Source organism: Kitasatospora sp. GAS1066B (genome assembly GCF_041262605.1).
Taxonomy (GTDB): Bacteria; Actinomycetota; Actinomycetes; order Streptomycetales; family Streptomycetaceae; genus Kitasatospora.
Map to the genome: position 1 here is coordinate 42,118 of NZ_JBGCCO010000014.1, position 22,500 is coordinate 64,617.

Consider the following 22,500-nt stretch of genomic DNA (forward strand, 5'->3'; position numbering starts at 1 on the left):
CAGCACCTGGCGGCCGACCCGAACGAGAGGCTCACGTGACCACCAACGAGGACCGGCTCCGCGACTACCTCAAGCGGGCCACCACCGAACTCCGTCAGACCCGGCAGCGGTTGACCGACACCGAGGAGCGGGTCAGGGAGCCGATCGCGATCGTCGGGATGGCCTGCCGCTATCCGGGTGGGGTGCGTTCGCCGCAGGAGTTGTGGCGGCTGGTGGAGCAGGGTGTGGACGCGATCGGGGAGTTCCCGACCGATCGTGGTTGGGATCTGGCGGGTCTGTACGACCCGGATCCGGAGCGGTCGGGCAGGAGCTATGTGCGGGAGGGTGGATTCCTGTACGACGCGGCCGAGTTCGACCCGGACTTCTTCGGGATGAGCCCGCGTGAGGCGCTGGCCACCGACCCGCAGCAGCGGTTGCTGCTCGAGACCACCTGGGAGGCGCTGGAGAACGCCGGGGTCGACCCGGCCACCCTGCGCGAGAGCGACACCGGGGTGTTCGCCGGGGTGATGTACAACGACTACGCCGAGCAGGCCAGGCCGGCCCCCGCCGAGTTGGAGGGGTTCCTGGGCGTGGGCAGCGCGGGCAGCATCGCCTCGGGGCGGATCTCCTACCAGTTCGGCTTCCGCGGGCCCACCCTGACCGTGGACACGGCCTGCTCCTCCTCGCTGGTCGCCGTGCACCTGGCGATGCGGGCGCTGCGGCTGGGGGAGTGCGGGCTGGCGCTGGCCGGCGGGGCGACCGTGATGGCGACGCCGGCGGCCTTCGTGGAGTTCAGCCGCCAGCGCGGCCTCTCCCCGGCCGGCCGCTGCAAGTCCTTCGCGGAGGCGGCGGACGGCGCGATCTGGTCCGAGGGCGTCGGCATGCTGCTGCTGGAGCGGCTCTCCGATGCTCACGCCCACGGACACCCCGTGCTGGCCGTGTTGCGCGGCTCCGCCGTCAACTCCGACGGCACCAGCAGCCAGTTGACCGCGCCGAGCGGCCCGTCCCAGCAGCAGGTGATCGAACGGGCGCTCGCCGACGCCCGGTTGACGACGGCGGACGTCGACCTGGTGGAGGCGCACGGCACCGGCACCACGCTCGGCGACCCGATCGAGGCGCAGGCGCTGCTGGCCACCTACGGGCGCGGCCGGGCCGCCGATCGACCGCTCTGGCTGGGCTCGATCAAGTCCAACATCGGCCACGCCCAGGCCGCAGCCGGGGTGGCCGGGGTGATCAAGGCGGTCGAGGCCATGCGGCGCGGCGTGCTGCCCGCGACCCTGCACGTGGACCGACCCTCCACTCACGTGGACTGGTCGGACGGTACGGTCGCGCTGCTCACCGAGGCCCGGCCGTGGCCCGAGCGGGCGCCCCGGCGGGCGGCGGTCTCCTCGTTCGGCCTGAGCGGCACCAACGCGCACGTGATCCTCGAACAGGCGCCGGCCGAACCGGTCGCCGAGCCTGCTGCTGAACCGGTCGGCGGGCCGGTACCGCCGGCCCCGGCGCTGCCCTGGCTGCTCTCCGCGCGCAGCGAGGCCGCACTGCGGGCGAGCGCCCAGCGGCTGCTGGAGTCGGTGGCGGCCACCGAGCCGGCCGACGTCGGCCACGCGCTGGCGACCGCCCGCGGTTCCTTCGAGCACCGGGCGGTGGTCGTCGCGGCCGAGCCCGACGACTTCCGCCGGGCCCTGCTGGCCCTGGCCGAGCAGCGTCCTGCAGCCGAGTTGCTGACCGGCCGGACCACCACAGGCCGGACCGCCTTCCTCTTCCCCGGGCAGGGTGCCCAGCGTCCCGGCATGGGCCGTGAACTGCACGCCGCCTTCCCGGTGTTCGCCGCCGCCCTGGACCAGGCCTGCGCCGAGCTCGACCGCCACCTGGCGCGCCCGCTGCGCGAGGTCATGTTCGCCGACCCGGGCACCCCCGAGGCGGCGCTGCTCGACCAGACCGGCTACACCCAGCCCGCACTCTTCGCCTACGGCACCGCCCTGTTCCGCTTGCTGGAGAGCTTCGGCGCGGTGCCCGACCTGCTGGCCGGGCACTCCGTCGGCGAGCTCGCCGCCGCCCATGTCGCCGGCGTTCTGTCGCTGCCCGATGCGGCCGCGCTGGTCGCCGCACGCGGCCGGCTGATGCAGGAGCTGCCGGCCGGCGGCGCGATGGTCTCGGTCCAGGCGGCCGAGCAGGAGGTCCGCCCGCTGCTGGCCGATTACGGTGACCGGGTCGGGATCGCGGCGCTGAACGGACCGGGCTCCGTGGTCCTCTCCGGCGAGGCGGCGGCGGTCGCCGAGCTCGCCGAACACTTCCGTGAACTTGGTCGCAGGACCAAGCAACTGACGGTCAGTCATGCCTTTCACTCGCCGTTGATGGAACCGATGCTGGACGGGTTGCGCGCGGTCGCGGCAAAGGCGGCGTTCGCCGAACCGCGGATCCCGATCGTCTCCACCCTGACCGGACGGATCGAGAGCGGCGGCCTGGGCGACCCCGAGTACTGGGTGCGGCACGCCCGCGAGGCGGTGCGGTTCGCCGACTGCGTCCGCGAGTTGGTCGCGCAGGGCGTGGTGAACCACCTCGAACTGGGGCCGCAGCCGGTGCTCACCGCGATGCTGGTCGACTGCCTGCCCGACGACCCGGGCGCCGTGCTCGGCGCCGCGGGCCGCCGTGACGTGTCCGCCGTCCAAGGCGTGCTGCTGGCTCTCGCGGCGCTGCACGTCCGTGGCGTCGAGGTGGACTTCAGTGCCGCGTTCGGCACCGGGCGACGCCCGGTCGAACTGCCCAACTACCCCTTCGAGAAGGATCGTTACTGGCTCGGCTCGCCCCTCGTCACGGTGGATGCGGCGGGCCTGGGCCAGCGGGTGACCGGACACCCCCTGCTCGGCGCCACCCTGGACCTCGCCGGTGACCGGACCCTGGTCCTCACCGGCCGTCTCTCGCTGCGCACCCACCCCTGGCTGGCCGACCACGCGGTGGCGGGCACCGTGCTGCTGCCCGGCACCGCGTTCGTCGACCTCGCCTTGGAGGCCGGTCGGCAGGCGGGCTGCGACCGGGTCGAGGACCTCACCCTGGAGGGGCCGCTGGTGCTGCCCGTGGACGGCGACGTCCACCTGCAGCTCGTGGTCGGCGCCCCCGACGAGGCCGGGCGGCGGCCGATCGACATCCACGCGCGGCGCGCTGGGACCGATCAGGACGAGGAGGAGCAGCCCTGGACCCGGCACGCGACCGGGCTGCTCGACCGCACCGACCCCGACGGGCCGGCGCCGTGGGCGGCAGAGCAGTGGCCGCCCGCCGGTGCGACCGCGCTGGACACCGGCACCCTCTACCAGGAGCTGGCACGGCTCGGCCTCGGCTACGGCCCCGCCTTCCAGGGCCTGGCGGCCTGCTGGCGCCTGGGCACGGACCTCTACGCCGAGGTGGCGCTGCCCACCGACCTGCCCACCACGGGCTTCGGCGTCCACCCGGCACTGCTGGACGCGAGCCTGCACGCGCTCCTCTTCCAGGACCGCACCGGGCCGGACGGCGCGCCACAGCCCATGCTGCCGTTCTCCTGGCGCGGCATCACCCTGCACGCCACCGGTGCCGCCGCGGCCCGGGTGAAGCTCTCCCCGGCCGGGCCGGACGCCGTCACGCTCACCGTCACCGACCCGGTCGGCGCACCGGTCGCCGTGGTGGAGTCGCTGGCGCTGCGACCGCTGGCCGCCGACCAGTTGGCGGCGGACCTGCGGGCGGCGGCCGGCACCGAGGCACCGCTCTACCGCCTGGAGTGGCTCCCGCTGCCCGAGCCGACCACGGCGGGCGGCCGTGACGGCGACCCAGCGGCGGACACCTGGGTCACCGTCACGGCCGAGGAGCTGCCCGCGCTCGCCGAGTCGATCGCGGCGGGCGCACCGGCGCCGCAGACGGTGGTCCTCGCCTGGGCGGGCGGGGCCGGCGGTGGCGCGGAGCCCGGTGACGAGCTGGCCGAGCAGGTCCGCCGCGCGGTCCACGAGGTGCTCGACCTGGTCCGCCGCTGGCTGGCGGACGACCGGTTCACCGGCAGCCGGCTCGCCCTGCGCACCCGTGGCGCCGTGGCCGCCCGGCCGGGCGAGGATGTCGCCGAGTTGCCCGCCGCCGCGCTCTGGGGCCTGCTGCGCACCGCCCAACTCGAGTACCCGGACCGGCTCCTGCTGGTGGACTGCGACCCGGACTACGAGACCGACCCGGACCGCGAGGCCGACCCGGACCGCGAGGCCGACCAGGACCGCGAGACCGACCTGGACCGCGCGGTGGCGCGGGCGCTGGCCACCGGTGAGCCGCAGACCGCGATCCGCGACGGACGGGTGCTGGCACCGCGGGTGACCCGGGCCGACACCACCGGCCACCTCGTCCCGCCGGTCACCGGCCACTGGCGCCTGGACACGCTCGAACCCGGCACGCTGGAGCGGCTGGCGCCGGTCCCGGACGAGGACGCCGGGCGGCCGCTGGCCCGAGGCGAGGTCCGGATCGCCGTCCGCGCCGCCGGACTGAACTTCCGCGACGTGCTGGTCGCCCTCGGCATGTATCCGGGCGCTGCGGTGCTGGGCGGTGAGGGCGCCGGCGTGGTGCTGGAGACCGGACCCGGCGTGCCGGACCTGGCCCCCGGCGACCGGGTGCTGGGCCTGTTCGCGCCGGCCTTCGGCGCGACGGCCGTGGCCGACCGCCGCCGGCTCGCCCGGATCCCGGCCGGCTGGACCTTCGAGCAGGCCGCCGCGGTGCCGACGGTCTTCCTCACCGCCTATCACGGCCTGGTCGACGTGGCCGGGCTCAAGGCGGGCGAGCGGGTGCTGATCCACGCCGCGACCGGCGGCGTCGGCATGGCCGCGGTCCAACTCGCCCGGCACCTGGGCGCGGAGGTGTTCGGCACCGCCAGCCGGCCGAAGTGGGACACGCTGCGGGCGAGCGGACTGGACGACGCGCACATCGCCGACTCCCGCACCCTCGACTTCGAGCAGCAGGTCCGGGCGTCGACCGGCGGCCGGGGCGTGGACGTGGTCCTCGACTCGCTGGCCGGCGAGTTCGTCGACGCCTCGCTGCGGCTGCTGGCACCGGGCGGCCGGTTCGCCGAAATGGGCAAGACCGACATCCGCGACCCGCAGGCGGTCACGGCCGACCACCCCGGCATCAGCTACCAGGCGTTCGACCTGGCCGCGCTGGACCCGGACCGGATCGCCCAGCTGCTCGCCGAGGTGCTGGCGCTCTTCGAGGCCGGGGCGCTGCGGCCGCTGCCACTCACCAGCTGGCCGCTGCACCGCGCGCCCGAGGCGTTCCGGCACCTGCAACAGGCCCGGCACGTCGGCAAGGTGGTGCTGAGCATGCCGGCCCGGCTGGACGGCCCCGGCACCGTCCTGGTGACCGGCGGCACCGGCACCCTGGGCGCGCTGGTCGCGCGCCACCTGGTCACCCGGCACGGCGCCCGCCACCTGCTGCTGGTCAGCCGCCGGGGCCCGGACGCGCCGCACGCCCGGGAACTCGTCGCCGAGCTCACCGCGCTGGGCGCCCGGGCCACCGTCGTCGCCTGCGACACGGCGGACCGAGCGGCGCTGGCCGCGCTGCTCGCCGCGATCCCGGCCGAGCATCCGCTGACCGCCGTGCTGCACGTGGCCGGCGTCACCGCCGACGCCGCGCTGGCCGGCCTGACCGCCGATCAGGTCGACGCCGTGCTGCGGCCGAAGACCGACGCCGCCTGGCACCTGCACCGGCTGACCCGGGACAGCGGCCTCGCCGCCTTCGTGCTGTTCTCCTCGCTGGCCGGCACGCTCGGCAACCCGGGGCAGGCCAACTACGGTGCCGCCAACGCTTTCCTCGACGCGCTGGCCGCCCACCGCCAGGCCCGCGGCCTGCCCGGGACGGCGCTGGCCTGGGGCATGTGGGCGGCGGAGAGCGCCCTGACCGGCAAGCTGGGCAAGGCCGAGCTCGACCGGCTGCGCCGCACCGGCATCCAGCCGATCGAGGCCGAGCAGGCGCTGGACCTGCTCGACCGCGCGCTCGGCGGCCCGTTCCCGGTGACCCTGCCCGCCCGCTTCGACCACGCCGCCCTGCGGGCGCAGTCCGACGCCGGGCTGCTCCAGCCCGCGCTCACCACCCTGGTGCGGGCCCCCCGGCCCCGGGCCGCGGCCGGTGCGCCCGCGAACGCCAAGTCGCTGACCGACCGGCTGGCCCGGCTCCCCGCGACCGAGCAGCTGGACCTGCTGCTCGACCTGGTCCGCGGCGAGGTCGCCACCGTCCTCGCCCACGGCAACCCGGCCGCCGTCGACCGTGAACGCGCCTTCAAGGACCTCGGCTTCGACTCGCTGACCGCGGTGGAGCTGCGCAACCGCCTCAACGCGGCGACCGGCCTGCGGCTGGCCCCCACGCTGATCTTCGACCACCCGACCGTCGCGGCCCTGGCGGGCTACCTGCACGTCGAACTGGCACCGCGTGAGATCCCCTTCGTGGAACGGATGCGCGCCGAACTCGACGCCCTGGAGGCGGCCTTGCTCGCCGCCGACCCGGCCCCGGCCGAGCGCACCGAGATCCACCGCCGGCTCAGCTCCCTCACCGCCAAGTGGGCCGGTCCGCAGAACAGCGACGAGCCCACCGACGTCGACGACCTGCTCCAGGCCGCCGGCACCAGCGAGCTCTTCGCCTTCATCGACCAGGAGCTGGGCCGCACGGTGGACTGAGCAGCCGCGAGGCCGTCAACCCGTGGGCAAGATCGTCCCCGAGCGAGTGATCTACCGTCAATTCACGCTTGTTCGTGCCGAATTCATGAAAGGCTCCAGCCGTTGATTCGTCCTCGAAGCTCCGAGAATCCGAATCACTCGCCCCCGACGACTCGAGCAGCTCGGTCCCCGCCACCGAAGGAGTGCAGATGTCCCTTTCCCGTGCCGTATCCCGAACCCGGTCCCGCGTGCTGGCCATGCTGAGCGCCGCGGCGGTCGTCAGCGGGCTGGCGGTCGCCGTTCCGGCGGTGCCCGCCTCGGCCGCCGGGTCGTTCGTGGTCAGCCAGGCGCAGTTCAACCAGATGTTCCCGGCCCGGAACGGCTTCTACACCTACCAGGGCCTGACCAGCGCACTGAGTGCCTACCCGGGATTCGCCACGACCGGCAGCGATGCGGTGCGCAAGCGCGAGGCGGCCGCCTTCCTGGCCAACGTGAGCCACGAGACCGCCGGCCTGAAATACATCGTCGAGCAGAACCAGGCCAACTACTCCCACTACTGCGACCAGAGCCAGCCCTACGGCTGCCCGGCCGGTGTGGCCGCCTACTACGGGCGCGGCCCGCTGCAGCTGAGCTGGAACTTCAACTACAAGGCGGCCGGTGACGCCCTGCACATCGACCTGCTGAAGGACCCGTACCGGGTGGAGCGCGACGCCGCCGTGTCCTGGGAGACCGCCCTGTGGTTCTGGGACACCCAGAAGGGCGCCGGGACGATGACCCCGCACGACGCGATGGTCAACGGCAGGGGCTTCGGCGAGACGATCCGCAGCATCAACGGCGACCTGGAGTGCAACGGCAAGAACCCGGACGAGCGCAACGACCGGATCAACCTCTACAAGAGGTTCGTCGGCGTCCTCGGTACCGACGTCGGCGGCGGCGACATCTCCTGCTGAGCCGGCATCAGATTCTGCGGCGCTGAGCGCGCGGCACCGAGCGCGGCGTCCGGGAAGGTGGCGAGCGGGCTCCTGGCGTGGGCCTCGGGCACGGTGCACGCGCGCAGCCAGGCGCGGACGGGGGCGCCTGCCCGGTCCAGCACGGTGCCCAGTACGGTGCGCGCGCTCATCGGGCGGCGGCGTGGTCGGTGGCGGCTGCGGCCAGTCCGGTGATCAGCGGGTGGACCCGGGTGCCGTCACCGTCCAGCTCGGGCTGGAAGAGGGTGGCCAGGAAGAAGGGGTGGGTGGGCAGTTCGGCGATCCGGACGTCGCCGGACTCATCGGTCCCCGTGAAGGCCAGGCCGTGCTCGCGCAGCACGTCCAGGTGTTGCGGGTTGACGCCGTAATTGCAGTGGTACCGCGCCTGGGTGCGCTCCGCGCCGAGCAACTGGGCGGCCCGGGAGCCGGGGGTGACCCGGACGGCTCCCTCATGGCCGACCAGCGAGCAGGCCAGCGGGAGGATCACCGCGTCCTGGTCGGCGGTCGCCGGGTCGTTCTCGGCGTGGCCGGCGCGGTCGAGGCCGCAGACGTCGCGGGCGAACTCCAGTAGTGCGTGCTGGAAGCCGCCGCAGGTCCCCAGGAACGGGATGCGGTTCTCGCGTGCGGTGCGGATCGCTGCCAGGGCACCGTCCTCGCTGCGGTAGGGGCTGCCGGGCAGGACCCAGATCGCGTCGAAGCCGTCGAGGTCCTGGTCGGCGTCCTCGCTGGGGATCCAGTAGGCGTCCAGGTCCAGCCCGTCCCGTCCGCGCAGCGTCTCGAGCAGGCCGGGGATGCGGGTGTGGGCGCGGACGGCGTCGGAGCGGTCGCCGACCAGGGCGATACGTGCGGTGTGGTTCATGACCACCATCCTGCTGGCCCTCCAGCATCAGGTCCAACGATGTTCTCTGCACCGCGCATAAGCAATACTGATGCACGTGAATCCGCATCTGCTGCGCACCTTCGTCGCGGTCCTCGACCAGCGCTCCTTCTCCGCCGCCGCCTCGGTGCTCGGCTACACCCAGTCCGCCGTCTCCCAGCACATCGCCGCGCTCGAGGCCGACCTGAGCACCCGACTGATCGAACGCCGCCCCGTGGCCCCCACCCCGGCCGGAGCACGACTGCTGGAACACGCCCCCGCCCTGCTGCTGCTCCTGGACGCCGCCCGCGCCGACATCACCCGCCTGCGCCACACCCACCCCACCCGGCTGACCCTCGCCCACGCGCCCGCCGCCCTCGGTCCCGCCGTTGCCCGGGCCCTCGCCCAACTGCGCACCACCACCTACCCGCTGGACCTCGAGGTACGGGTCCTCGGCCGGGACGCGGTGATCGAGAACGTGCTCACCGGGGGCGCCGACATCGGCCTGGTCGACGGCGCCGCCGCCCCCAGCGACCCGCTCCCACTGCCCAACCTCGGCCCCACCACCACGCTCGCCGCAGCCGAGGAGACCCTGGCCGTGCTCTTCCCCCGCGACCATCCGCTGGCCGGGCGCGGGTCGGTGCGCCTGATCGACCTCACGCAGGCCCAGTGGATCGACGCCCCCGACACCGCGATCCCGCTCGACCGGCTGCGCGCCGTCTGCCGAGCCGACGGCTTCCACCCCCGCGTCCGCCACCGCGGGACCGATCTGCACGGCCTCGCCGCACTGGCCGCCGCCGGCCACGGCCTCGCCGCGCTCCCGCTGGCACTCGCCGCCACGCTTCCCGGCATCGCGGCCGTCCCGGTCGCCGCACCCCGCCTGGTCCACCGGACGGAACTCATCCACCCGGCCAACCCCACCGAGGCTGCCCGGCGGTTCGCCGATCTCGTGACCGATCGTCAGGTGCCGGACAGGCCCCAGGACATCGTCAGGTAGCGGCGGTGTCGTGCTCCACCGGTATGACCACGACGGGAAGGTGAGCGTGGTGGACGACCTCGGTGCTGGTCGAGCCGAGGGTGAGGCGTCCCCACGCACCTGATCCCCGGGAGCCGACCACGAGCAGGCAGGCACCCTTGCTCGCTTCGAGCAGGACCTGCGCCGGACGGCCTTTCTCGCAGACGATCTCCACGTCCACGGCGGGTCCGCCGAGCTGTTGCCGCAGTTGCTCGACGGAGTCGGCCACGGCCTGCGTGACGAGATCGCGTTGCTGGGGGATGGGGTTGCTGTCGGGGCCGGAGTCGACCGCCCGTTCGAAGCCTGAGTGCAGGGTGGGTGTGTACTCGTATGCGCAGACGGCTCGCAGCCCGGTGCCGCGCAGTTGGGCCTCGCGCAGCGCGAAGGTCACAGCCTGCCGGGCTGGGTCCGAACCGTCCGTGCCGACCACGATCGGGCCGGCCGGGTGGGGGACGGGAGGATCGGTCATGGGGGACCTCCAGGGATTCGGTGGGCGTGCAGGCGCGCGTGGCCGTCCTGTTGCGGCCGGCGACGGGGCGGCCTGTGCGGTCGTCCGGCACCGAGCCACTTCTCAGCCTGCTCCTGTCCGTCTGCGGGCACCAGCGCTCGCATCACACGTGGAGCGGGACGGTGGTGACGACGATCTCCGGGAGGATGGGGGAGAGGGCGATCTTGAGTGGTAGGTGGTCGAGTGTGGGCAACGGGGCGTCGGGACTGGGCGCACCGCTGCCGCCGTCCTTCTCTGTATTCGACACGCCACACAGTGTTACGCATGGCGTCCCTCCGGTGAGGCAAGGCGCCCGCCGGGTCGCGACCAGGGCGTGGCTGCCGCGCCAGTGCTCGCCCCGGCCTTGCTCGGAGTAACCTGGGTGTCACCGAAGGCACTTCGAATGCCGGCACCGGACACTGGCGTCGTCTCCGGCGCGCGGCTCTGCCGGACCCCTGCTCCGGGGGTCCGGAGACAGGTGCTTGATCATGACTATGACCCTCGACCGTGCGATCGCGATGCGATCCATCGACTCCGACGTGCGGTTGTCGCTTGCGCCTGACGGCGTACGGCCGGGCCGCCTGGATGGTGCGTGGTGGCCCCGATCACGTGACCTTCTTCTCGAAATCCCCTCCCTGGCCGCGGCATTGGAGAAGCGCTGGGGTGAGGTCCTGCGGATCACCGTGAACCCGGCGCAGTGGCCGGTCATCCCGCGGCGGATCCCGGTCGCGGGACACCTCGTGCACGTGGGCTGGTTCAGTGAGGAACAGGACCAGCAGGAGATCGTGGTCTGTTCCTACGCCCCGCTCCGACTCGAGCTGCTGGTCGTCCCGCCGTCCACGGACGTGGTCGATGCCGCTCGGCTGATGTCGGCGGCTGCCGACCCGGCCAGTACCCGTACCGCGAGCGCCCTGATCGCCGGAGAGGGGAAGGGCGGCGTCGATGGGAACGCGGGCCGGGGCGTCCGCTCGGGCTTCCTCCCGTCGGCCGCCGAGCCCGCCGGCGGCGCCGACGAGGCCGCCGGCCGCGCGCGCGTCGCCCGGACGCGGGCGGCCGCGTGGTGCGGGGCGGCGTAGCCAGGCGCTCCTGCCCTAGCCCTGTGACCACTCGCTCTCGGCCTGGGCGCCGTCGGCGGGGTCGCCTTCCTCGCGGACGCGGACCCTGACAGCCCGGGGGCCGGGAGCGGGTTCGGACAGCGTGCGGACGAACACGTCCCGCAGGTGGTTCGCCGCCTGCTGGGGCGGCCCGTCGTAGTCCAGCGGATTCGACATCGGGGCACCAGTTCGCGGGGACCAGAGGCCCTCGTCGTCCTGGACCTCGAGGATCCACCGATAGTGCCGCACCTTGACCTCCCGCGACGACGATTCCGATCCTCCACCTGCACCCGACCGTACGGGCACGACGGCGGCGTGGCGACCGGTGGACTGTCGCCGACACCGAAGGGGGCCTGTGTCAGGACGGTTCATTGGTGACGGACCGTCAGGCGGGAGGGGTTGGTGTTCATGGAGCAGGAGGGGCTGGTGTTCATGGAGGGATCGGGCGCAAGCTGGAAGGTACAGGCCGGCGGAGGCCGGGCGGGGCCCGTCGTGCCCCGTGCGGTGCGAAGGGAGCCGAGATGATCGAGATGGGCGACATCCGTGAGTGGCGCACCCATGACGTCGTGGACTCGGGTGGCCACAAGATCGGCGCGCTGGAGGCGGTGTACGTGGACACCAGCACCGATGAGCCGGCGATGGCGACCGTCCAGATCGGCCTGCCCACCCGACATCGCCTGGTCTTCGTGCCGTTGGACGGCGCGAGCGTGGGGCCCGGGTATGTGAAGGTCGCCTTCGACAAGGCACTGGTGAAGGGTTGCCCGGCGATCGGTATGGACGACATCCTGCCCGCCGAGGACGAGGAGGCCGTGTTCCGGCACTACGGCCTGACCTACCAGGTGGGCGCCGGCGGAGAGCGCCAACTCGCCCGCCGTTGAGCACTTCGGAACTACCACCGGGGAGTCATGCGATGGTCCTCTTCCTGTTCATCGTCATCGTGGCGATCCTGCTGGGTATCGTCGGCGCCGTCGTGCACGGGCTGATCTTCCTCCTCGTCATCGGCGCGGTCCTCCTCGTCGCCGACGTGGTGTACATCGCCGTGCGCTCGTCGCACAGTCGGCGTTCCCTGCGCTGACCCGCCCGCACATCGCACGTCGGCCCGCCTGCGCCGGGTCAGCTGCCGGGGTGGGCGGCCGCCCAGCCGTGTTCGAGCAACGCGAAGGCCTCGTCGGCGGCTCGGCGCGGCTCGGGGTGCCGCAGGATGAGGCTGCGGGACTCGAGAGCGAAACGCGCCAGCGCCGCGCAGCTGACCTCGTCCTCGGGGACGCCGACCGCCTCGGCGATGGCCCGCGCCAGCGCCGCTTCGTGGCGCGTCCACATCCGCTGGGCGTAGTCGCGCAGCGCCGGGGTCTCCTGCACCAGGCGCGTGAAGTCGGCGAACCGCGAGTCCGTGGCATGGACGGCCAACTGGGTCTGCTTCAGCAGGATGTGCTCGCGCAGCGCCTGCGGGATCGACTGCCCGTCGGTGCGGTCGCGCACGGCGGCGACGAGCGCGGCTTCCAGGTCGTCGTCCTGGTCGAAGACCAGGGCTTCCTTGCCGGAGAAGTGCTTGAACAGGGTGGTCACCGAGACGTCGGCGGCGTCGGCGACGTCCTTGACGCCGACCTGGTCGTAGCCGCGCTCCAGGAAGAGTTCGAGTGCGGCGTCGGCCAGGGACTGGCGGGTCTGGGCCTTCTTGCGCTCGCGGCGCCCGGTGGGTTCGGTCACTCGCCCACTGTACTCCAGGGTGCAACGGCTATGAAAGTGTAGTCGTTGCACTTATTTCATGAGTGTGCTTTCTTGGTAGCGCCGGCCTCCCGGCGGCTCACCCAACCTCCCGAGGGACACTCCCATGAACTCTGCTCGTGACCTCCGCATCGCGATCGTCGGCGCCGGCCTCGGTGGCCTCATCTGCGCTCGAGTCCTTCAGCAACACGGCCGCTCCGTCACCGTCTTCGAACGCGAGGCAGCCGCCGACGCCCGCCCGCAGGGCGGCACCCTGGACATGCACGCCGACACCGGCCAGGCCGCCCTGCGCGCGGCCGGGCTGTTCGACCGGTTCCAGGCGCTGTCCCGCCCCGAAGGAGACGAGTGGCGCGTGCTCGACTTCGCCACCGCCGCCCCGCTGGCGCAGCAGGTGCCGGCCACCGGAGAAGGGCCTCGGCCGGAGATCGACCGAGGCCAACTGCGTGCGCTGCTCCTGGACTCGCTCACCGAGGACACGGTGCGCTGGGGCCACGCCGTCAGCGGGGCCACCCCGCTGCCGGACGGCACCTGCCGGCTGCAATTCGGTGACGGCACCGCCGAGGAGTTCGACCTGGTGGTCGGCGCCGACGGCGCCTGGTCGCGAGTCCGCCCGGCCCTGTCGGAGGCCGTCCCCGGCTACACCGGTGTCACCTTCGTCGAGGTCGGCTTCGACCGCTGCGACACCCGCCACCCCGACCTCATGCGGCTGGTCGGCAACGGATCGATGCTGGCCAAGGGTGTCGACGGGACCCTGTTCGCCCAGCGCAACAGCAATGACCACATCCGCGCCTACGTCGCCTTCCGCGCGCCGGCGGACTGGCAGGTGGCCGCCGGTGTCGACCTCGACGACAAGCGGGCCGTGCGGACACACCTCCTGCGGATGTTCGACGGCTGGGACGAGAGCCTGCGCTACCTGCTGCGGAACAGCGACAGTGGGTTCGTCAACCGGCCCCTGTTCGTGCTGCCCGCTCCGCACACCTGGGCGCACGTTCCCGGCGTCACGCTGCTCGGCGATGCCGCGCACCTGATGCCGCCGGTCGGGCTGGGCGCCAACCTCGCCATGCTCGACGGCGCCGACCTCGCCCACGCCCTCGTCACCGAACCCACCGTCGACGATGCCGTCCGCGCCTACGAGAGCGTCATGCTGCCGCGCTCGAGCGAGGCGGCGACGGGCTGTGCGCAGGCACTCGACCACATGGTTCCCGCGCCGACCCGCTGAGCGTCCCTGGGCGTCCCTGAGCGTCCCCCTGGGCGTCCCTGACGGATCGTCAGCGCGGCGGCCCCACGATGACGCTGCCGTACTTCTCGACGAGGGCGGGGTCGGGCGTCACCTGGAAGCCGGGCGGGCGCGGCGTGGACTTGTCGCGGCCGCCCTCCCGGAACATCTCCTCGATCCCGGCCGGCGTGTTGACCACCAGCAGGTCGGCCTTCTTGGAGGTGATGCGGTACCCGTGCGGCTTCAGCTTCGGCAGGAACACCACGCCGCCCTCGGCGAGTTCGTACTCCTGATCGTCGCACCACACCAGGGCGGTGCCCTTGATCAGCAGGAAGATCTCATCCTCACGGGTGTGCATGTGATACGGCGGCGCCTCGCCCTCGGCGACGTCGAAGCGCCCCATCATCAGCTGGCCGTCGGTGGCCTTGGCGTCGAGCAGCATCGCCAGCGTGCCGCCGCCGAGCCATTCGAGTTGCTGCTGCTGCTCGGGTTGCGCGAGGTAGAGCATGCTCATTGCGAGCTCCGTTCGAGGTTCGGGATCGGGTTCGGATTTCGCGGTCAGTTCGGGGTCCTCGGCGCGGTGCGAGGCGCGCGGCCAGCCCTGGGTGACCTTGATCGGCAGCCCGGCGTCGGGGTCCGCGGACACCAACGAGACCTTGACGAAGACATCGAGGTCGCTCTGGTCACTCGAGGCGTAGCGGTAGGTGACGCAGCGCCTTCTGGTGGGGAGACGCGCCCAGCACGATCGGACAGGGGCCGCGCCCGCGCACCTCGACTTCGAACGGCGCTGCGTCCACGTCGACCATGTGGTCCCAACCTTCCGGTGGCATCGGGTAGTACGGGGAGCCGCCGCCATCGACACGACTAAGCGGACAGTATCGTCCGTTTGATGGAGCGTCAATGACGCGGACGGGCTGTCGGACGAGGGCGGCGGTGGTGCCATCATCGACGGTGTGACGAAGGCAGAGTCGAACGAAAGCGCCCCGCGGCGGGAGCTGCGGCGTGACGCGGCCGACAACCGGGACCGGGTGCTGGCGGCGGCGGCCGCCGCTGTCAGGCGGGAGGGCACCGCAGTACCGATGGCGACCGTCGCGGCGGACGCGGGAGTCGGCGTGGGCACCGTCTACCGCCACTTCCCCTCGCGCGAAGCCCTGCTCGGCGCCCTGACGCACCGCTCCTTCCAACTCGTCCTGGGCGCGGCCGGCCGGGCCGCCGAGACCGATCAGTCCGGACTCGAAGCCGTGCGCTGCTTCCTCGACCAGACCATCGAGCACGGTCCCGACCTCGTACTGCCCCTGCACGGCGGTCCGATGCCCCTCGACCAGGACACCCTCGCCCTCCAGACCGAGGTGCACCGCGAGCTCGGCTCGCTGCTGAGCCGGGGCAGGCAGGACGGCACGATCCGGGACGACGTGCGCACGGCCGACCTGGTGATCTTCGGCGCGCTGATGGCGCAACAACTCCCGCACGTCACCGACTGGCACCGAGCCGCGCGACGCCTGGTGGACGTCTTCCTCGCCGGCCTGGCACCGACGGCCCAGCCGCTCAGGAGCTGAGCCGGAGCGAGGGGCCGCCGGCGAGTACGTGCCGATCTGCTCCGACGGCGGACTGGCGCACGACTACCACGTGGCCCTGGCGCTGGCGATGGGAGCGGACTTCGTCATGATGGGACGCTACTTCGCCCGCTTCGGCCAGGCAGCCGGCGCGAAACTCGTCACCCGGGACGGCTTCGTGTCGTCGACCGCGCTGAGCGGATCTTGGCGGCCTTCGCCTTCCTCGATCAGGCAGCGGCGCAGCAGGTCGGCGTCGGGCAGTGCGGTGTTCGCGCCGTTGCCGCAGGTCGGGGAGGCGGCGTGGATCGCGTCGCAGATGCGGGTGCCAACCTTCCATCCTGGACAGCACGGCGTCCTGCGCGGTCAGGTTCTCCAGCGAGCCGTTCGGCGGCAGGATCATGGCCCAGCGCACGTAGTCGCCGATGTCGGGCAGCGTGACTTCGGGGGCCAGTTGCTCTGGCTGAGCACCCACGCATCATGAGGCGCGCGAAGGCTGAGCCGCTCCGCCCTCCACCAGCGGCGGGGCAAGTGTCTGGCACGTTCTACCGCACAGGTCCGACCTGCCGGCCGGCTGGAGTGTTTCGGCCGGTCACGGCGCTTCGAGCGCCTCCGGTTGTGCGGGGTTCAGGGCGGCGATGCAGGTGCGCAGCGCCGTGGCGAGTTGGCGGCGCTGGCCGGGGTCGAGCTCGGCGAGCATGCGTTGCTCGATGAGCGTCACCGTGGCGTCGCAGGCCTGCAGGGTTGTGCGCCCCTGCTCGGTGAGCTCGGTCTGCCGGATCCGGCCGTGGGTGGGGTGGTGGCTGCGGGTGACCCAGGTGCGCTGTTCGAGCTCGCGCAGGTTCTCGTTCATGCTCTGCGGGGTGATGAACGCGCGTCGCGCCAGCTCGGCGTTGGACAGGCCTGGTTCCTCGGCCAGGGCCGTGAGCGCGGCGAACTGGGCGAGCGTGACGCCGTGTTGGTGCAGGGCCCGGGTCATCTGGGCGTTGAGTGCGGCCTGGGCCCGTTTGATCAGGTATCCGGGCCGGTCGGCGGTGTTCTCCGGCCGGTGTGAACCACTCATGGTCCCCTCCTTCGCCTTTGGTCTTGCCTGGCTTGTATCAGGTTACCTTGCATTGTTCGGGGTGCGGACCTACTCTTAATGTCAGGTTTCCTGATACTGAAAGGGTGTTTCCACCATGGCTGTTGTCGGACCGTCGTTCGTCGCGCTTCAGGTACACGACCTGGAGGCCTCCGCACGCTTCTACGAAGAAAGGCTCGGGCTCACCCGCGCCCTCACCTCCCCGCCCCACGCGGTGGTCTTCGACACCCGGCCCGTCCCGTTCGCGGTGCGCGAACCCGTGGTCGACCTGGACGCCGTCGACAAGCTCGGCTGGGGCGTGGCGCTGTGGCTCAAGGCCGAGGACGTCGAGAAGATCCACAACGACCTGGTCGAGCACGGCGTGCGGATCGTGACCCCGCCGTTCGACGGCCCGTTCGGCCGGACCTTCGCATTCACCGACCCCGACGGGTACGTCGTCACCCTGCACGGCTGACGGCTCGGGCAGCGATCGCTGTCGAGGAGTGTCGGCTGACGGTTCGGCTTTGGACGATGGTCCTCGGGTCGCGCTGCGTCGACAGCCGGCCGAGCGGACAGGAGCGACGAAAGGCCCCGACCACCCCATCCAGGGGGCGGCCGGGGCCGCCCCGGACGCGATCGTCCAGGTCCGGGCGGCCGCCCGCCTCGGTGAAGCGTGTCGCCGTCAGCGGGTGCCCGCCTCGGCGCGTGCGTAGAACGCGGCGAGCTCGTGGGGGTTCTTGGCGTAGACGTCGATCTTGCGGACCATGCCGTCCTCGACCTGGTGGATCTCGACCAGGGTCAGCGGGAACTCCTCGCCGGTGGTGTGAGCCGTGAGCGTTCCGATGAGCGTTCCGATGACGCCGGCCGGGCCCTCGAACACCTCCGCCTCGGTGATGGCGACGTCGGCGTAGCCCATCATCACGCCCACGACCGACTGCACGAACGCCTCGCGGCCCTCGTGCACGCCGCCGTAGGGGAGTTGCTTCGGCTCGTCGACGATCACCTCCTGGGCGAGCTTGGCCAGGACACCCGGCACGTCGCCCTTGCGCAGCGCGTCATACAGCCCTCGCACGACATCCGACGGGCTCTGCGTCACCGTCTCGGTCAGGTTGCTCATCTTCTGTGCCCTCCAGTCTTGTTCAGGTAGAGGTCGGCCGGGGCGCGAATGTCCTCGCACCGGCCGGACCCCGGGGATCGGGGCACGCACCATGCAACGGGAGGTGGTCGTGGCGGGGGAGTCTCCGCCGTGAGGGGTACTGGCAGGGCCCCTCACCCGTCACGCGGCCCGCCTACCCTGTGCTCATGGACAACCGGGACGCAGTCAGCGCTTTCCTCCGCTCCCGGCGCGACAAGATCAGCCCCGAGCAGGCGGGTCTGCCGGCGTATGGTCAGCGTCGGGTGTCCGGACTGCGCAGGGGTGAGGTCGCGGCGCTCGCCGGGGTGAGCGTCGAGTACTACACGCGCTTGGAGCGCGGCAACCTCAAAGGTGTCTCCGACAGCGTGCTGGCCGCCCTCGCCCAGGCCCTGCGGCTCGACGACACGGAGCGCATGTATCTGTGCGACCTCGCCCGCGCTGCCGGGCCGGGGCCCGAGCCGCGGGTTCGGCAACGGGCGGTTCGGCCGACGGTGCGGCCGAGCGTGGCGCGGATCGTCGAGGGGATGCCGGAGCTGCCGGTGTTCGTGATGAACAACCGTCTGGACACGCTGGCCGCCAACGCGTTGGGCCGGGCCCTGTACTCGGAGATGTTCGCCGACCCGACCTGCGGGGCGAACGTCGCCCGGTTCGCGTTCCTCAACCCCGCAGCCAGGCGGTTCTACGTCAACTGGGAACGCATGGCCCGTTTCGGCGTAGGCGCGCTGCGCATCGAGGCGGGGAAGAACCCCTACGACCGGGAGCTGTCGAACCTGATCGGTGAACTGTCCACCCGCAGCGATGCCTTCCGCGTGATGTGGGGATCCCACGACGTCCATGTCTTCCGCGAGAGCACGCAACGCCTCAACCATCCGCTCGTCGGCGACTTGGAACTCGATCAGGAGACCATGGTCCTGCCGGACGAAAGTGGCCTGAGCCTGGTCGTCTACAGCGCGCCACCCGGAACCGCCGCGGCCGACGGCCTGAAGCTGCTCGCCGGCTGGTCCGCCACGGCCGGCCCGAACCCTGCGCCACATCCATGACGTCACCTACCTCGCGGGATGTGCCCACAGCCGGCGGAGCCTTCGGGTCCCGGGTGGACTTCAAGGCGCCCGGTCTGAACGATGGTCAGCCGTTCTCGGTGACCGTGCCGGCGGATCGCAAGCACGTCCTGGTCGTCCGCTTGACGAAGAACGCTGACGGCACGGTCACCGGGACGCAGGAACTGGTCCTTGCGCATGGATGAGCACGGCTATTGAGGCAGGGCTGATGCGTTCTCAAGCCGCAAGGTCGAGTTCACCCCCCGCTGACTACCGGGTCGTCGGTGTGGGCATCGGGTTACCGGCTTGCCCGGCCGAGGTGGGTGTGGGCGTCGGGGTACCGGGCTGCCCAGCCGGACTCGGAGTCGGCGTGGGGATGGGGTTGCCGGCCTGTCCGGCCGAGGTGGGTGTGGGTATCGGAGTACCGGGTTGCCCGCCCGGAGTCGGTGTGGGCGTCGGGTTGCCGGCCTGTCCGGCCGAGGTGGGTGTGGGCGTCGGGTTACCGGCTTGCCCGGCCGAGGTGGGTGTGGGTATCGGGTTACCGGCTTGCCCGGCCGAGGTGGGTGTGGACGTCGGGGTACCGGGCTGCCCAGCCGGACTCGGAGTCGGCCGGGGCACCGGGTTGCCGGTGGCCGTGGAGGCCGGGGTCGTCACAGCGTGGTGGTCCTGGGCGAAGGCGGCGGGCAGGCCGACGCCGACACCGGCGAGGATCAGGGCTGATCCGCCGGCCATGAGAGCCGCCCGGGTGCGGCGTCGGGCCCGCACGCCGGCCTGCAGGCGTTCCCGGTCCCGGGGTGCGAAGGGGGTGTCTTCCTGTGTGTCGCGCATCATCCGTGCCAGCTCCTGTTCGAAGTGGTCCATCTGTCTCTCCTTCACCTCACCGGCTCGCCGACCCCGGCCAGGACCTGCCGTAGTTTCGCCACTCCACGGGACGTCAGGGAGCGGGCGGTCCCTATGGGACAGCCCAGCACCTCTGCGACCTGCTGCTCCGGCAGGTCCTGGTAGTAGCGCAGTACCACCGCGGCCCGCTGCCGTATCGGCAGTAGGGCCAGCGCGCTCTCCAGCCGGGTGCGCTCCTCCACTGTCACGCTGAGATCCATGTGGTCAGCCATCTCGGGCAGTTGTTCGGTGGGGCGCTCGCCCCACCACCTCCTGCGCGCCGAGCGGGCCGCCGCACGAGCAAGGATCTGACGCACGTACGCCTCCGGCGCCTGACCCGCGACCTTCGGCCAGGCAAACCACAGCTTGACCAGTGCTTCCTGCAGAAGATCCTCGGCCCGGTGCCGGTCCCCACCGGTGAGCAGGCGTGCCAGGTGAAGCAGCGCCGGCCAGCGAGCCGCCACGAACTCATCGAAACCATCCGCCCGTGGCTGCTTCACCAGCACCGCCCTTCCACCCTCCACACGCCTGTACTTCTGGAAAGGCAGTGGCAGCCGGCCCGCTATGCACCAGCCCCCTGTGACCTGGATCACCCATCGGGTCAGCTGGCTCGGCGGCCGTAGGACGCGAGGCGTTCGGCGAACGCGACGACGAGGTCGCGCAGTTCGTCGGGGCGCTCGATGACGAACGGCCGGTCGAGTGCGGCGAGCGTGGGAGGCAACCAGTCGAGCCGCTCCGCCCGTAGTTCGACGCGCAGCCAGCGCTCGTCCGTCCGGTCCTGGTCCGCCGTGGGCGCGGGTGCCTGCGCGTGCTCCGCCAGGCTCGCGACGCTGGCGGGAAGGTGGGCGCGGATCTGCTCGACTGTCCCGTGGATTCGCAAGGTCACCTCATGCCGGTACTCGGCCGTGGCGAACCCTGACAACACGCGCTGTGCCGGATCGGGACCCACGGGCACCTCGAACGAGCCGGGCAGGGTCCTCGCGTCCGCGATGCGATCGAGCCGGAAGGTCCGGTCCTCGCCGATCTCGGGGTCCGTGCCCGTGACGTACCACCGGCCCGCGTGGGCGACGATCCCGTACGCGTGCAGCGTGCGTTCGCTGCGCCGGCCGTCGCGGTCGGTGTATCTGATCGAGACCGGTCGGCGGTGGCGTACCGCGTCGGCGATGGTGAGCAGGACCTCGGCGTCCGGGGCGGCGAACTCACCGGGCTGGTCCGTGAAGGCGAGGGATTCCAGGAGGGTGCCGAGCCGGTGGGCGGCGTGTGTGGGCAGCACGCGCCGGATCTTGGCCGATGCCGTCTCGCTCGCGGTGTGCCCCGCCGTCAGCAACCCTGCTCGGCGGCCGGCGACCAAGCCGAGCAGCACGGCCAGCGCCTCGTCGTCACTGAGCATGAGCGGAGGCAACCGGTATCCGGGGCCGAGCCGGTACCCGCCGTAGCGGCCGCGCACCGACTCCACGGGCACATCGAGGTCGATCAGATGGTCCACGTACCGCCGCACGGTGCGCCCGTCAACGCCGAGCCGGTCGGCGAGTTCGGCCACCGTCCGAGTGCCGCCCGACTGCAGCAGCTCCAGCAGGGTCAGCACGCGGCCGGTGGGTCGAGGCATGTGCAAAGGCTAGCGCGAATACCGGACCGATTCTGTCCACTATTTCTCCTAGCCTGCGACGTACAGCGATTCCATCAGCCAAGGAGATCACCATGGACTTCGTCTCGATCCGCATCATCACCAGCGACGTCGCGCGCCTCGTCGAGTTCTACGAGCGAGCCACCGGGGTGCGGGCGGTGTGGGCAACCGAGGACTTCGCCGAGCTCGACACCCCCAGCGCCACCCTCGCGATCGCCAGCACCCGGACCGTGCCGCTGTTCGCCCCGGGCTCTGCCCGTCCGGGGGAGAACCACAGCGTGATCACCGAGTTCCGCGTCGACGACGTGGACCGCGTGCACCAGAACCTGACCGGCATCGTCACCGACTTCGTCGCCGAGCCCACCACGATGCCCTGGGGCAACCGGTCGTTGCTGTTCCGCGACCCCGACGGCAACCTCGTCAACTTCTTCACCCCCGTCACGCCGGCGGCCATCGAGAAGTTCGCACGTCGACTGAAGTAGGGCCGGTCCGGCGGATCTTTCCGTTCGCACGCAACTGGCATCTCGTCGCAGCGCGTCCCGGTGTGTGGCGACGTCAGAAGTCGTTGCCTGCCATGGTCATACGAGGTCGAACCGTGTGGCCGAGAGGATCAGGAGCCGCTCCATGTCGGATGAGATCACGGTGCACCCCGTCCCCTGGCCGCCTGCCCCGATCAAGACCGAGCGGCTCGTGCTCCGCGAACCCGAGGTCCGGGACCGCGCGGCGATCATCGAGCTGTTCACCTCGCCGGAGGTGGGCACCTACATCGGCGGCGCTCGACCGCGTGACGAGTTCGAGCGTTCGTTGCCCGAGGTGCCCAGGCGGCGCCCCGGCCTTTTCGTGGTCGAGCTGGACGGAGCGATGATCGGCGCCATCGAGCTCAACCGGCGCGAGCCGGAGCATCGCAGTCAGGTCCGTCCGGATGCCGGGGAGCCCGAGCTCGGCTACCTGTTCCTGCCGCAGGTGTGGGGACGCGGGTACGCCGCCGAGGCGTGCACGGCGGCGCTCGGCTGGTTCGCCGACGCGCGACCCGGCGAGCCGGTGGTCCTCGTCACCCAGACCGCCAACGACCGTGGGATGCGCCTCGCGGCGAAACTGGGGTTCACCGAGGTGCAACGGTTCGAGGAGTGGGGCGCCGAACAGTGGTTCGGCGTGTGGTCCTCGGCCACGCCGCCCGCTTGAACCCATGGGCGCGGGGGCGATGTGGCTGGAGAGGCCCCGGCAAGCCGGG

25 protein-coding genes and 2 pseudogenes are annotated in these 22,500 nt (G+C 72.0%); 14 read left to right on the forward strand and 13 right to left on the reverse strand.

Features of this window, described 5'->3' with window-relative positions:
- Nucleotides 1-35: 35 nt before the first annotated feature.
- Both ABH937_RS17485 and ABH937_RS17490 read left to right on the forward strand, forming a co-directional pair.
- Nucleotides 36-6,644 (forward strand): annotated as a pseudogene (locus ABH937_RS17485) (SDR family NAD(P)-dependent oxidoreductase); the annotation flags it as partial.
- A 188-nt stretch (nt 6,645-6,832) separates the two neighbouring features.
- Nucleotides 6,833-7,573, forward strand: a complete 741-nt coding sequence (locus ABH937_RS17490) for a chitinase (protein WP_370218723.1) — start codon at nt 6,833-6,835, stop codon at nt 7,571-7,573.
- Nucleotides 7,574-7,739: 166 nt separating this feature from the next.
- Here ABH937_RS17490 and ABH937_RS17495 read toward each other — a convergent pair whose 3' ends face one another.
- On the reverse strand, nt 7,740-8,450 hold the full coding sequence (locus ABH937_RS17495) for a hypothetical protein (protein ID WP_370218724.1): 711 nt from the start codon (nt 8,448-8,450) through the stop codon (nt 7,740-7,742).
- 76 nt (nt 8,451-8,526) lie between these two features.
- Between ABH937_RS17495 and ABH937_RS17500 the strand changes: the two genes are divergently transcribed.
- Nucleotides 8,527-9,444 carry a LysR family transcriptional regulator gene (locus ABH937_RS17500; protein ID WP_370218725.1) on the forward strand — a complete coding sequence of 306 codons (918 nt, stop codon included), beginning with the start codon at nt 8,527-8,529 and terminating at the stop codon, nt 9,442-9,444.
- On the opposite strand, the gene ABH937_RS17505 is transcribed toward ABH937_RS17500, so the two are convergent.
- Nucleotides 9,437-9,931: a universal stress protein gene (locus ABH937_RS17505; RefSeq protein ID WP_370218726.1), complete on the reverse strand. Its 495-nt coding sequence runs from the start codon at nt 9,929-9,931 to the stop codon at nt 9,437-9,439. The two genes, ABH937_RS17500 and ABH937_RS17505, sit on opposite strands and share 8 nt — an antisense overlap.
- 142 nt (nt 9,932-10,073) lie before the next feature.
- Nucleotides 10,074-10,217 (reverse strand): hypothetical protein, encoded by a 144-nt coding sequence (locus tag ABH937_RS17510; protein ID WP_370218727.1) that lies wholly within the window; start codon nt 10,215-10,217, stop codon nt 10,074-10,076.
- A gap of 220 nt (nt 10,218-10,437) precedes the next feature.
- Between ABH937_RS17510 and ABH937_RS17515 the strand changes: the two genes are divergently transcribed.
- Nucleotides 10,438-11,025, forward strand: coding sequence for a DUF5994 family protein (locus tag ABH937_RS17515; RefSeq protein ID WP_370218728.1), 588 nt, complete (start codon nt 10,438-10,440; stop codon nt 11,023-11,025).
- Between the two features lie 15 nt (nt 11,026-11,040).
- On the opposite strand, the gene ABH937_RS17520 is transcribed toward ABH937_RS17515, so the two are convergent.
- Nucleotides 11,041-11,292 carry a hypothetical protein gene (locus tag ABH937_RS17520; RefSeq protein WP_370218729.1) on the reverse strand — a complete coding sequence of 84 codons (252 nt, stop codon included), beginning with the start codon at nt 11,290-11,292 and terminating at the stop codon, nt 11,041-11,043.
- A gap of 272 nt (nt 11,293-11,564) precedes the next feature.
- Between ABH937_RS17520 and ABH937_RS17525 the strand changes: the two genes are divergently transcribed.
- Together ABH937_RS17525 and ABH937_RS17530 are read left to right on the forward strand one after the other, a co-directional pair.
- Nucleotides 11,565-11,921, forward strand: a complete 357-nt coding sequence (locus tag ABH937_RS17525; protein ID WP_280693813.1) for a PRC-barrel domain-containing protein — start codon at nt 11,565-11,567, stop codon at nt 11,919-11,921.
- A 32-nt stretch (nt 11,922-11,953) separates the two neighbouring features.
- Entirely contained in the window at nt 11,954-12,118 is a 165-nt protein-coding gene (locus ABH937_RS17530) for a hypothetical protein (RefSeq protein WP_280693812.1), read from the forward strand.
- Between the two features lie 38 nt (nt 12,119-12,156).
- Here ABH937_RS17530 and ABH937_RS17535 read toward each other — a convergent pair whose 3' ends face one another.
- Nucleotides 12,157-12,750: a TetR/AcrR family transcriptional regulator gene (locus ABH937_RS17535; protein ID WP_370218730.1), complete on the reverse strand. Its 594-nt coding sequence runs from the start codon at nt 12,748-12,750 to the stop codon at nt 12,157-12,159.
- 124 nt (nt 12,751-12,874) lie between these two features.
- On the opposite strand from ABH937_RS17535, the gene ABH937_RS17540 reads away from it, so the two are divergent.
- Nucleotides 12,875-13,987, forward strand: coding sequence for an FAD-dependent oxidoreductase (locus ABH937_RS17540; RefSeq protein WP_370218731.1), 1,113 nt, complete (start codon nt 12,875-12,877; stop codon nt 13,985-13,987).
- A gap of 49 nt (nt 13,988-14,036) precedes the next feature.
- Here ABH937_RS17540 and ABH937_RS17545 read toward each other — a convergent pair whose 3' ends face one another.
- Complete coding sequence (locus ABH937_RS17545) at nt 14,037-14,630, reverse strand: cupin domain-containing protein (protein ID WP_370218732.1); 594 nt, start codon at nt 14,628-14,630, stop codon at nt 14,037-14,039.
- Between the two features lie 37 nt (nt 14,631-14,667).
- Nucleotides 14,668-14,790, reverse strand: coding sequence for a hypothetical protein (locus ABH937_RS17550; RefSeq protein ID WP_280693808.1), 123 nt, complete (start codon nt 14,788-14,790; stop codon nt 14,668-14,670).
- Between the two features lie 147 nt (nt 14,791-14,937).
- Here ABH937_RS17550 and ABH937_RS17555 point away from each other — a divergent pair, with 147 nt between their 5' ends.
- Together ABH937_RS17555 and ABH937_RS17560 are read left to right on the forward strand one after the other, a co-directional pair.
- The gene (locus ABH937_RS17555; protein ID WP_280693807.1) at nt 14,938-15,540 is read left to right on the forward strand and encodes a TetR/AcrR family transcriptional regulator; all 603 of its coding nucleotides are present in this window, start codon (nt 14,938-14,940) and stop codon (nt 15,538-15,540) included.
- A gap of 19 nt (nt 15,541-15,559) precedes the next feature.
- Nucleotides 15,560-15,674: pseudogene (locus tag ABH937_RS17560) on the forward strand (IMP dehydrogenase); the annotation flags it as partial.
- Here the strand turns inward: ABH937_RS17560 and ABH937_RS17565 are convergent.
- Together ABH937_RS17565 and ABH937_RS17570 are read right to left on the reverse strand one after the other, a co-directional pair.
- The gene (locus tag ABH937_RS17565; protein ID WP_370146222.1) at nt 15,658-15,855 is read right to left on the reverse strand and encodes an FAD-dependent monooxygenase; all 198 of its coding nucleotides are present in this window, start codon (nt 15,853-15,855) and stop codon (nt 15,658-15,660) included. The pseudogene ABH937_RS17560 and the gene ABH937_RS17565 sit on opposite strands and share 17 nt — an antisense overlap.
- A 271-nt stretch (nt 15,856-16,126) precedes the next feature.
- The gene (locus ABH937_RS17570) at nt 16,127-16,597 is read right to left on the reverse strand and encodes a MarR family transcriptional regulator (protein WP_280693806.1); all 471 of its coding nucleotides are present in this window, start codon (nt 16,595-16,597) and stop codon (nt 16,127-16,129) included.
- A gap of 115 nt (nt 16,598-16,712) precedes the next feature.
- On the opposite strand from ABH937_RS17570, the gene ABH937_RS17575 reads away from it, so the two are divergent.
- Nucleotides 16,713-17,069, forward strand: a complete 357-nt coding sequence (locus ABH937_RS17575) for a VOC family protein (protein ID WP_370218733.1) — start codon at nt 16,713-16,715, stop codon at nt 17,067-17,069.
- Between the two features lie 207 nt (nt 17,070-17,276).
- On the opposite strand, the gene ABH937_RS17580 is transcribed toward ABH937_RS17575, so the two are convergent.
- On the reverse strand, nt 17,277-17,711 hold the full coding sequence (locus tag ABH937_RS17580) for a nuclear transport factor 2 family protein (RefSeq protein WP_280693804.1): 435 nt from the start codon (nt 17,709-17,711) through the stop codon (nt 17,277-17,279).
- Between the two features lie 185 nt (nt 17,712-17,896).
- Between ABH937_RS17580 and ABH937_RS17585 the strand changes: the two genes are divergently transcribed.
- Together ABH937_RS17585 and ABH937_RS17590 are read left to right on the forward strand one after the other, a co-directional pair.
- The gene (locus ABH937_RS17585) at nt 17,897-18,769 is read left to right on the forward strand and encodes a helix-turn-helix domain-containing protein (RefSeq protein WP_370218734.1); all 873 of its coding nucleotides are present in this window, start codon (nt 17,897-17,899) and stop codon (nt 18,767-18,769) included.
- A 53-nt stretch (nt 18,770-18,822) separates the two neighbouring features.
- Nucleotides 18,823-18,972 (forward strand): hypothetical protein, encoded by a 150-nt coding sequence (locus ABH937_RS17590; RefSeq protein ID WP_280693802.1) that lies wholly within the window; start codon nt 18,823-18,825, stop codon nt 18,970-18,972.
- A gap of 64 nt (nt 18,973-19,036) precedes the next feature.
- On the opposite strand, the gene ABH937_RS17595 is transcribed toward ABH937_RS17590, so the two are convergent.
- From ABH937_RS17595 to ABH937_RS17605, 3 genes are all read right to left on the reverse strand, one after another.
- Nucleotides 19,037-19,627, reverse strand: coding sequence for a hypothetical protein (locus tag ABH937_RS17595; protein ID WP_370218735.1), 591 nt, complete (start codon nt 19,625-19,627; stop codon nt 19,037-19,039).
- An 11-nt stretch (nt 19,628-19,638) separates the two neighbouring features.
- Complete coding sequence (locus tag ABH937_RS17600) at nt 19,639-20,145, reverse strand: SigE family RNA polymerase sigma factor (RefSeq protein ID WP_370218823.1); 507 nt, start codon at nt 20,143-20,145, stop codon at nt 19,639-19,641.
- 101 nt (nt 20,146-20,246) lie between these two features.
- Entirely contained in the window at nt 20,247-21,251 is a 1,005-nt protein-coding gene (locus ABH937_RS17605) for a helix-turn-helix transcriptional regulator (protein ID WP_370218736.1), read from the reverse strand.
- A 92-nt stretch (nt 21,252-21,343) separates the two neighbouring features.
- Between ABH937_RS17605 and ABH937_RS17610 the strand changes: the two genes are divergently transcribed.
- On the forward strand, nt 21,344-21,751 hold the full coding sequence (locus ABH937_RS17610; RefSeq protein WP_370218737.1) for a VOC family protein: 408 nt from the start codon (nt 21,344-21,346) through the stop codon (nt 21,749-21,751).
- 142 nt (nt 21,752-21,893) lie between these two features.
- On the forward strand, nt 21,894-22,451 hold the full coding sequence (locus ABH937_RS17615; RefSeq protein ID WP_280693798.1) for a GNAT family N-acetyltransferase: 558 nt from the start codon (nt 21,894-21,896) through the stop codon (nt 22,449-22,451).
- The last annotated feature ends 49 nt before the right edge of the window (nt 22,452-22,500 follow it).

Excerpts from the sequence above, each read along its gene's own strand:
- ABH937_RS17550 (WP_280693808.1), bottom strand. The coding sequence starts at position 14,790 with ATGGTCGACGTGGACGCAGCGCCGTTCGAAGTCGAGGTGCGCGGGCGC.
- ABH937_RS17585 (WP_370218734.1), top strand. The coding sequence starts at position 17,897 with ATGGACAACCGGGACGCAGTCAGCGCTTTCCTCCGCTCCCGGCGCGAC.
- ABH937_RS17605 (WP_370218736.1), bottom strand. The coding sequence starts at position 21,251 with ATGCCTCGACCCACCGGCCGCGTGCTGACCCTGCTGGAGCTGCTGCAG.
- ABH937_RS17610 (WP_370218737.1), top strand. The coding sequence starts at position 21,344 with ATGGACTTCGTCTCGATCCGCATCATCACCAGCGACGTCGCGCGCCTC.
- ABH937_RS17530 (WP_280693812.1), top strand. The coding sequence starts at position 11,954 with ATGGTCCTCTTCCTGTTCATCGTCATCGTGGCGATCCTGCTGGGTATC.
- ABH937_RS17540 (WP_370218731.1), top strand. The coding sequence starts at position 12,875 with ATGAACTCTGCTCGTGACCTCCGCATCGCGATCGTCGGCGCCGGCCTC.
- ABH937_RS17525 (WP_280693813.1), top strand. The coding sequence starts at position 11,565 with ATGATCGAGATGGGCGACATCCGTGAGTGGCGCACCCATGACGTCGTG.
- ABH937_RS17595 (WP_370218735.1), bottom strand. The coding sequence starts at position 19,627 with ATGGACCACTTCGAACAGGAGCTGGCACGGATGATGCGCGACACACAG.
- ABH937_RS17615 (WP_280693798.1), top strand. The coding sequence starts at position 21,894 with ATGTCGGATGAGATCACGGTGCACCCCGTCCCCTGGCCGCCTGCCCCG.
- ABH937_RS17505 (WP_370218726.1), bottom strand. The coding sequence starts at position 9,931 with ATGACCGATCCTCCCGTCCCCCACCCGGCCGGCCCGATCGTGGTCGGC.
- ABH937_RS17570 (WP_280693806.1), bottom strand. The coding sequence starts at position 16,597 with ATGAGTGGTTCACACCGGCCGGAGAACACCGCCGACCGGCCCGGATAC.
- ABH937_RS17495 (WP_370218724.1), bottom strand. The coding sequence starts at position 8,450 with ATGAACCACACCGCACGTATCGCCCTGGTCGGCGACCGCTCCGACGCC.
- ABH937_RS17575 (WP_370218733.1), top strand. The coding sequence starts at position 16,713 with ATGGCTGTTGTCGGACCGTCGTTCGTCGCGCTTCAGGTACACGACCTG.
- ABH937_RS17490 (WP_370218723.1), top strand. The coding sequence starts at position 6,833 with ATGTCCCTTTCCCGTGCCGTATCCCGAACCCGGTCCCGCGTGCTGGCC.
- ABH937_RS17580 (WP_280693804.1), bottom strand. The coding sequence starts at position 17,711 with ATGAGCAACCTGACCGAGACGGTGACGCAGAGCCCGTCGGATGTCGTG.
- ABH937_RS17515 (WP_370218728.1), top strand. The coding sequence starts at position 10,438 with ATGACTATGACCCTCGACCGTGCGATCGCGATGCGATCCATCGACTCC.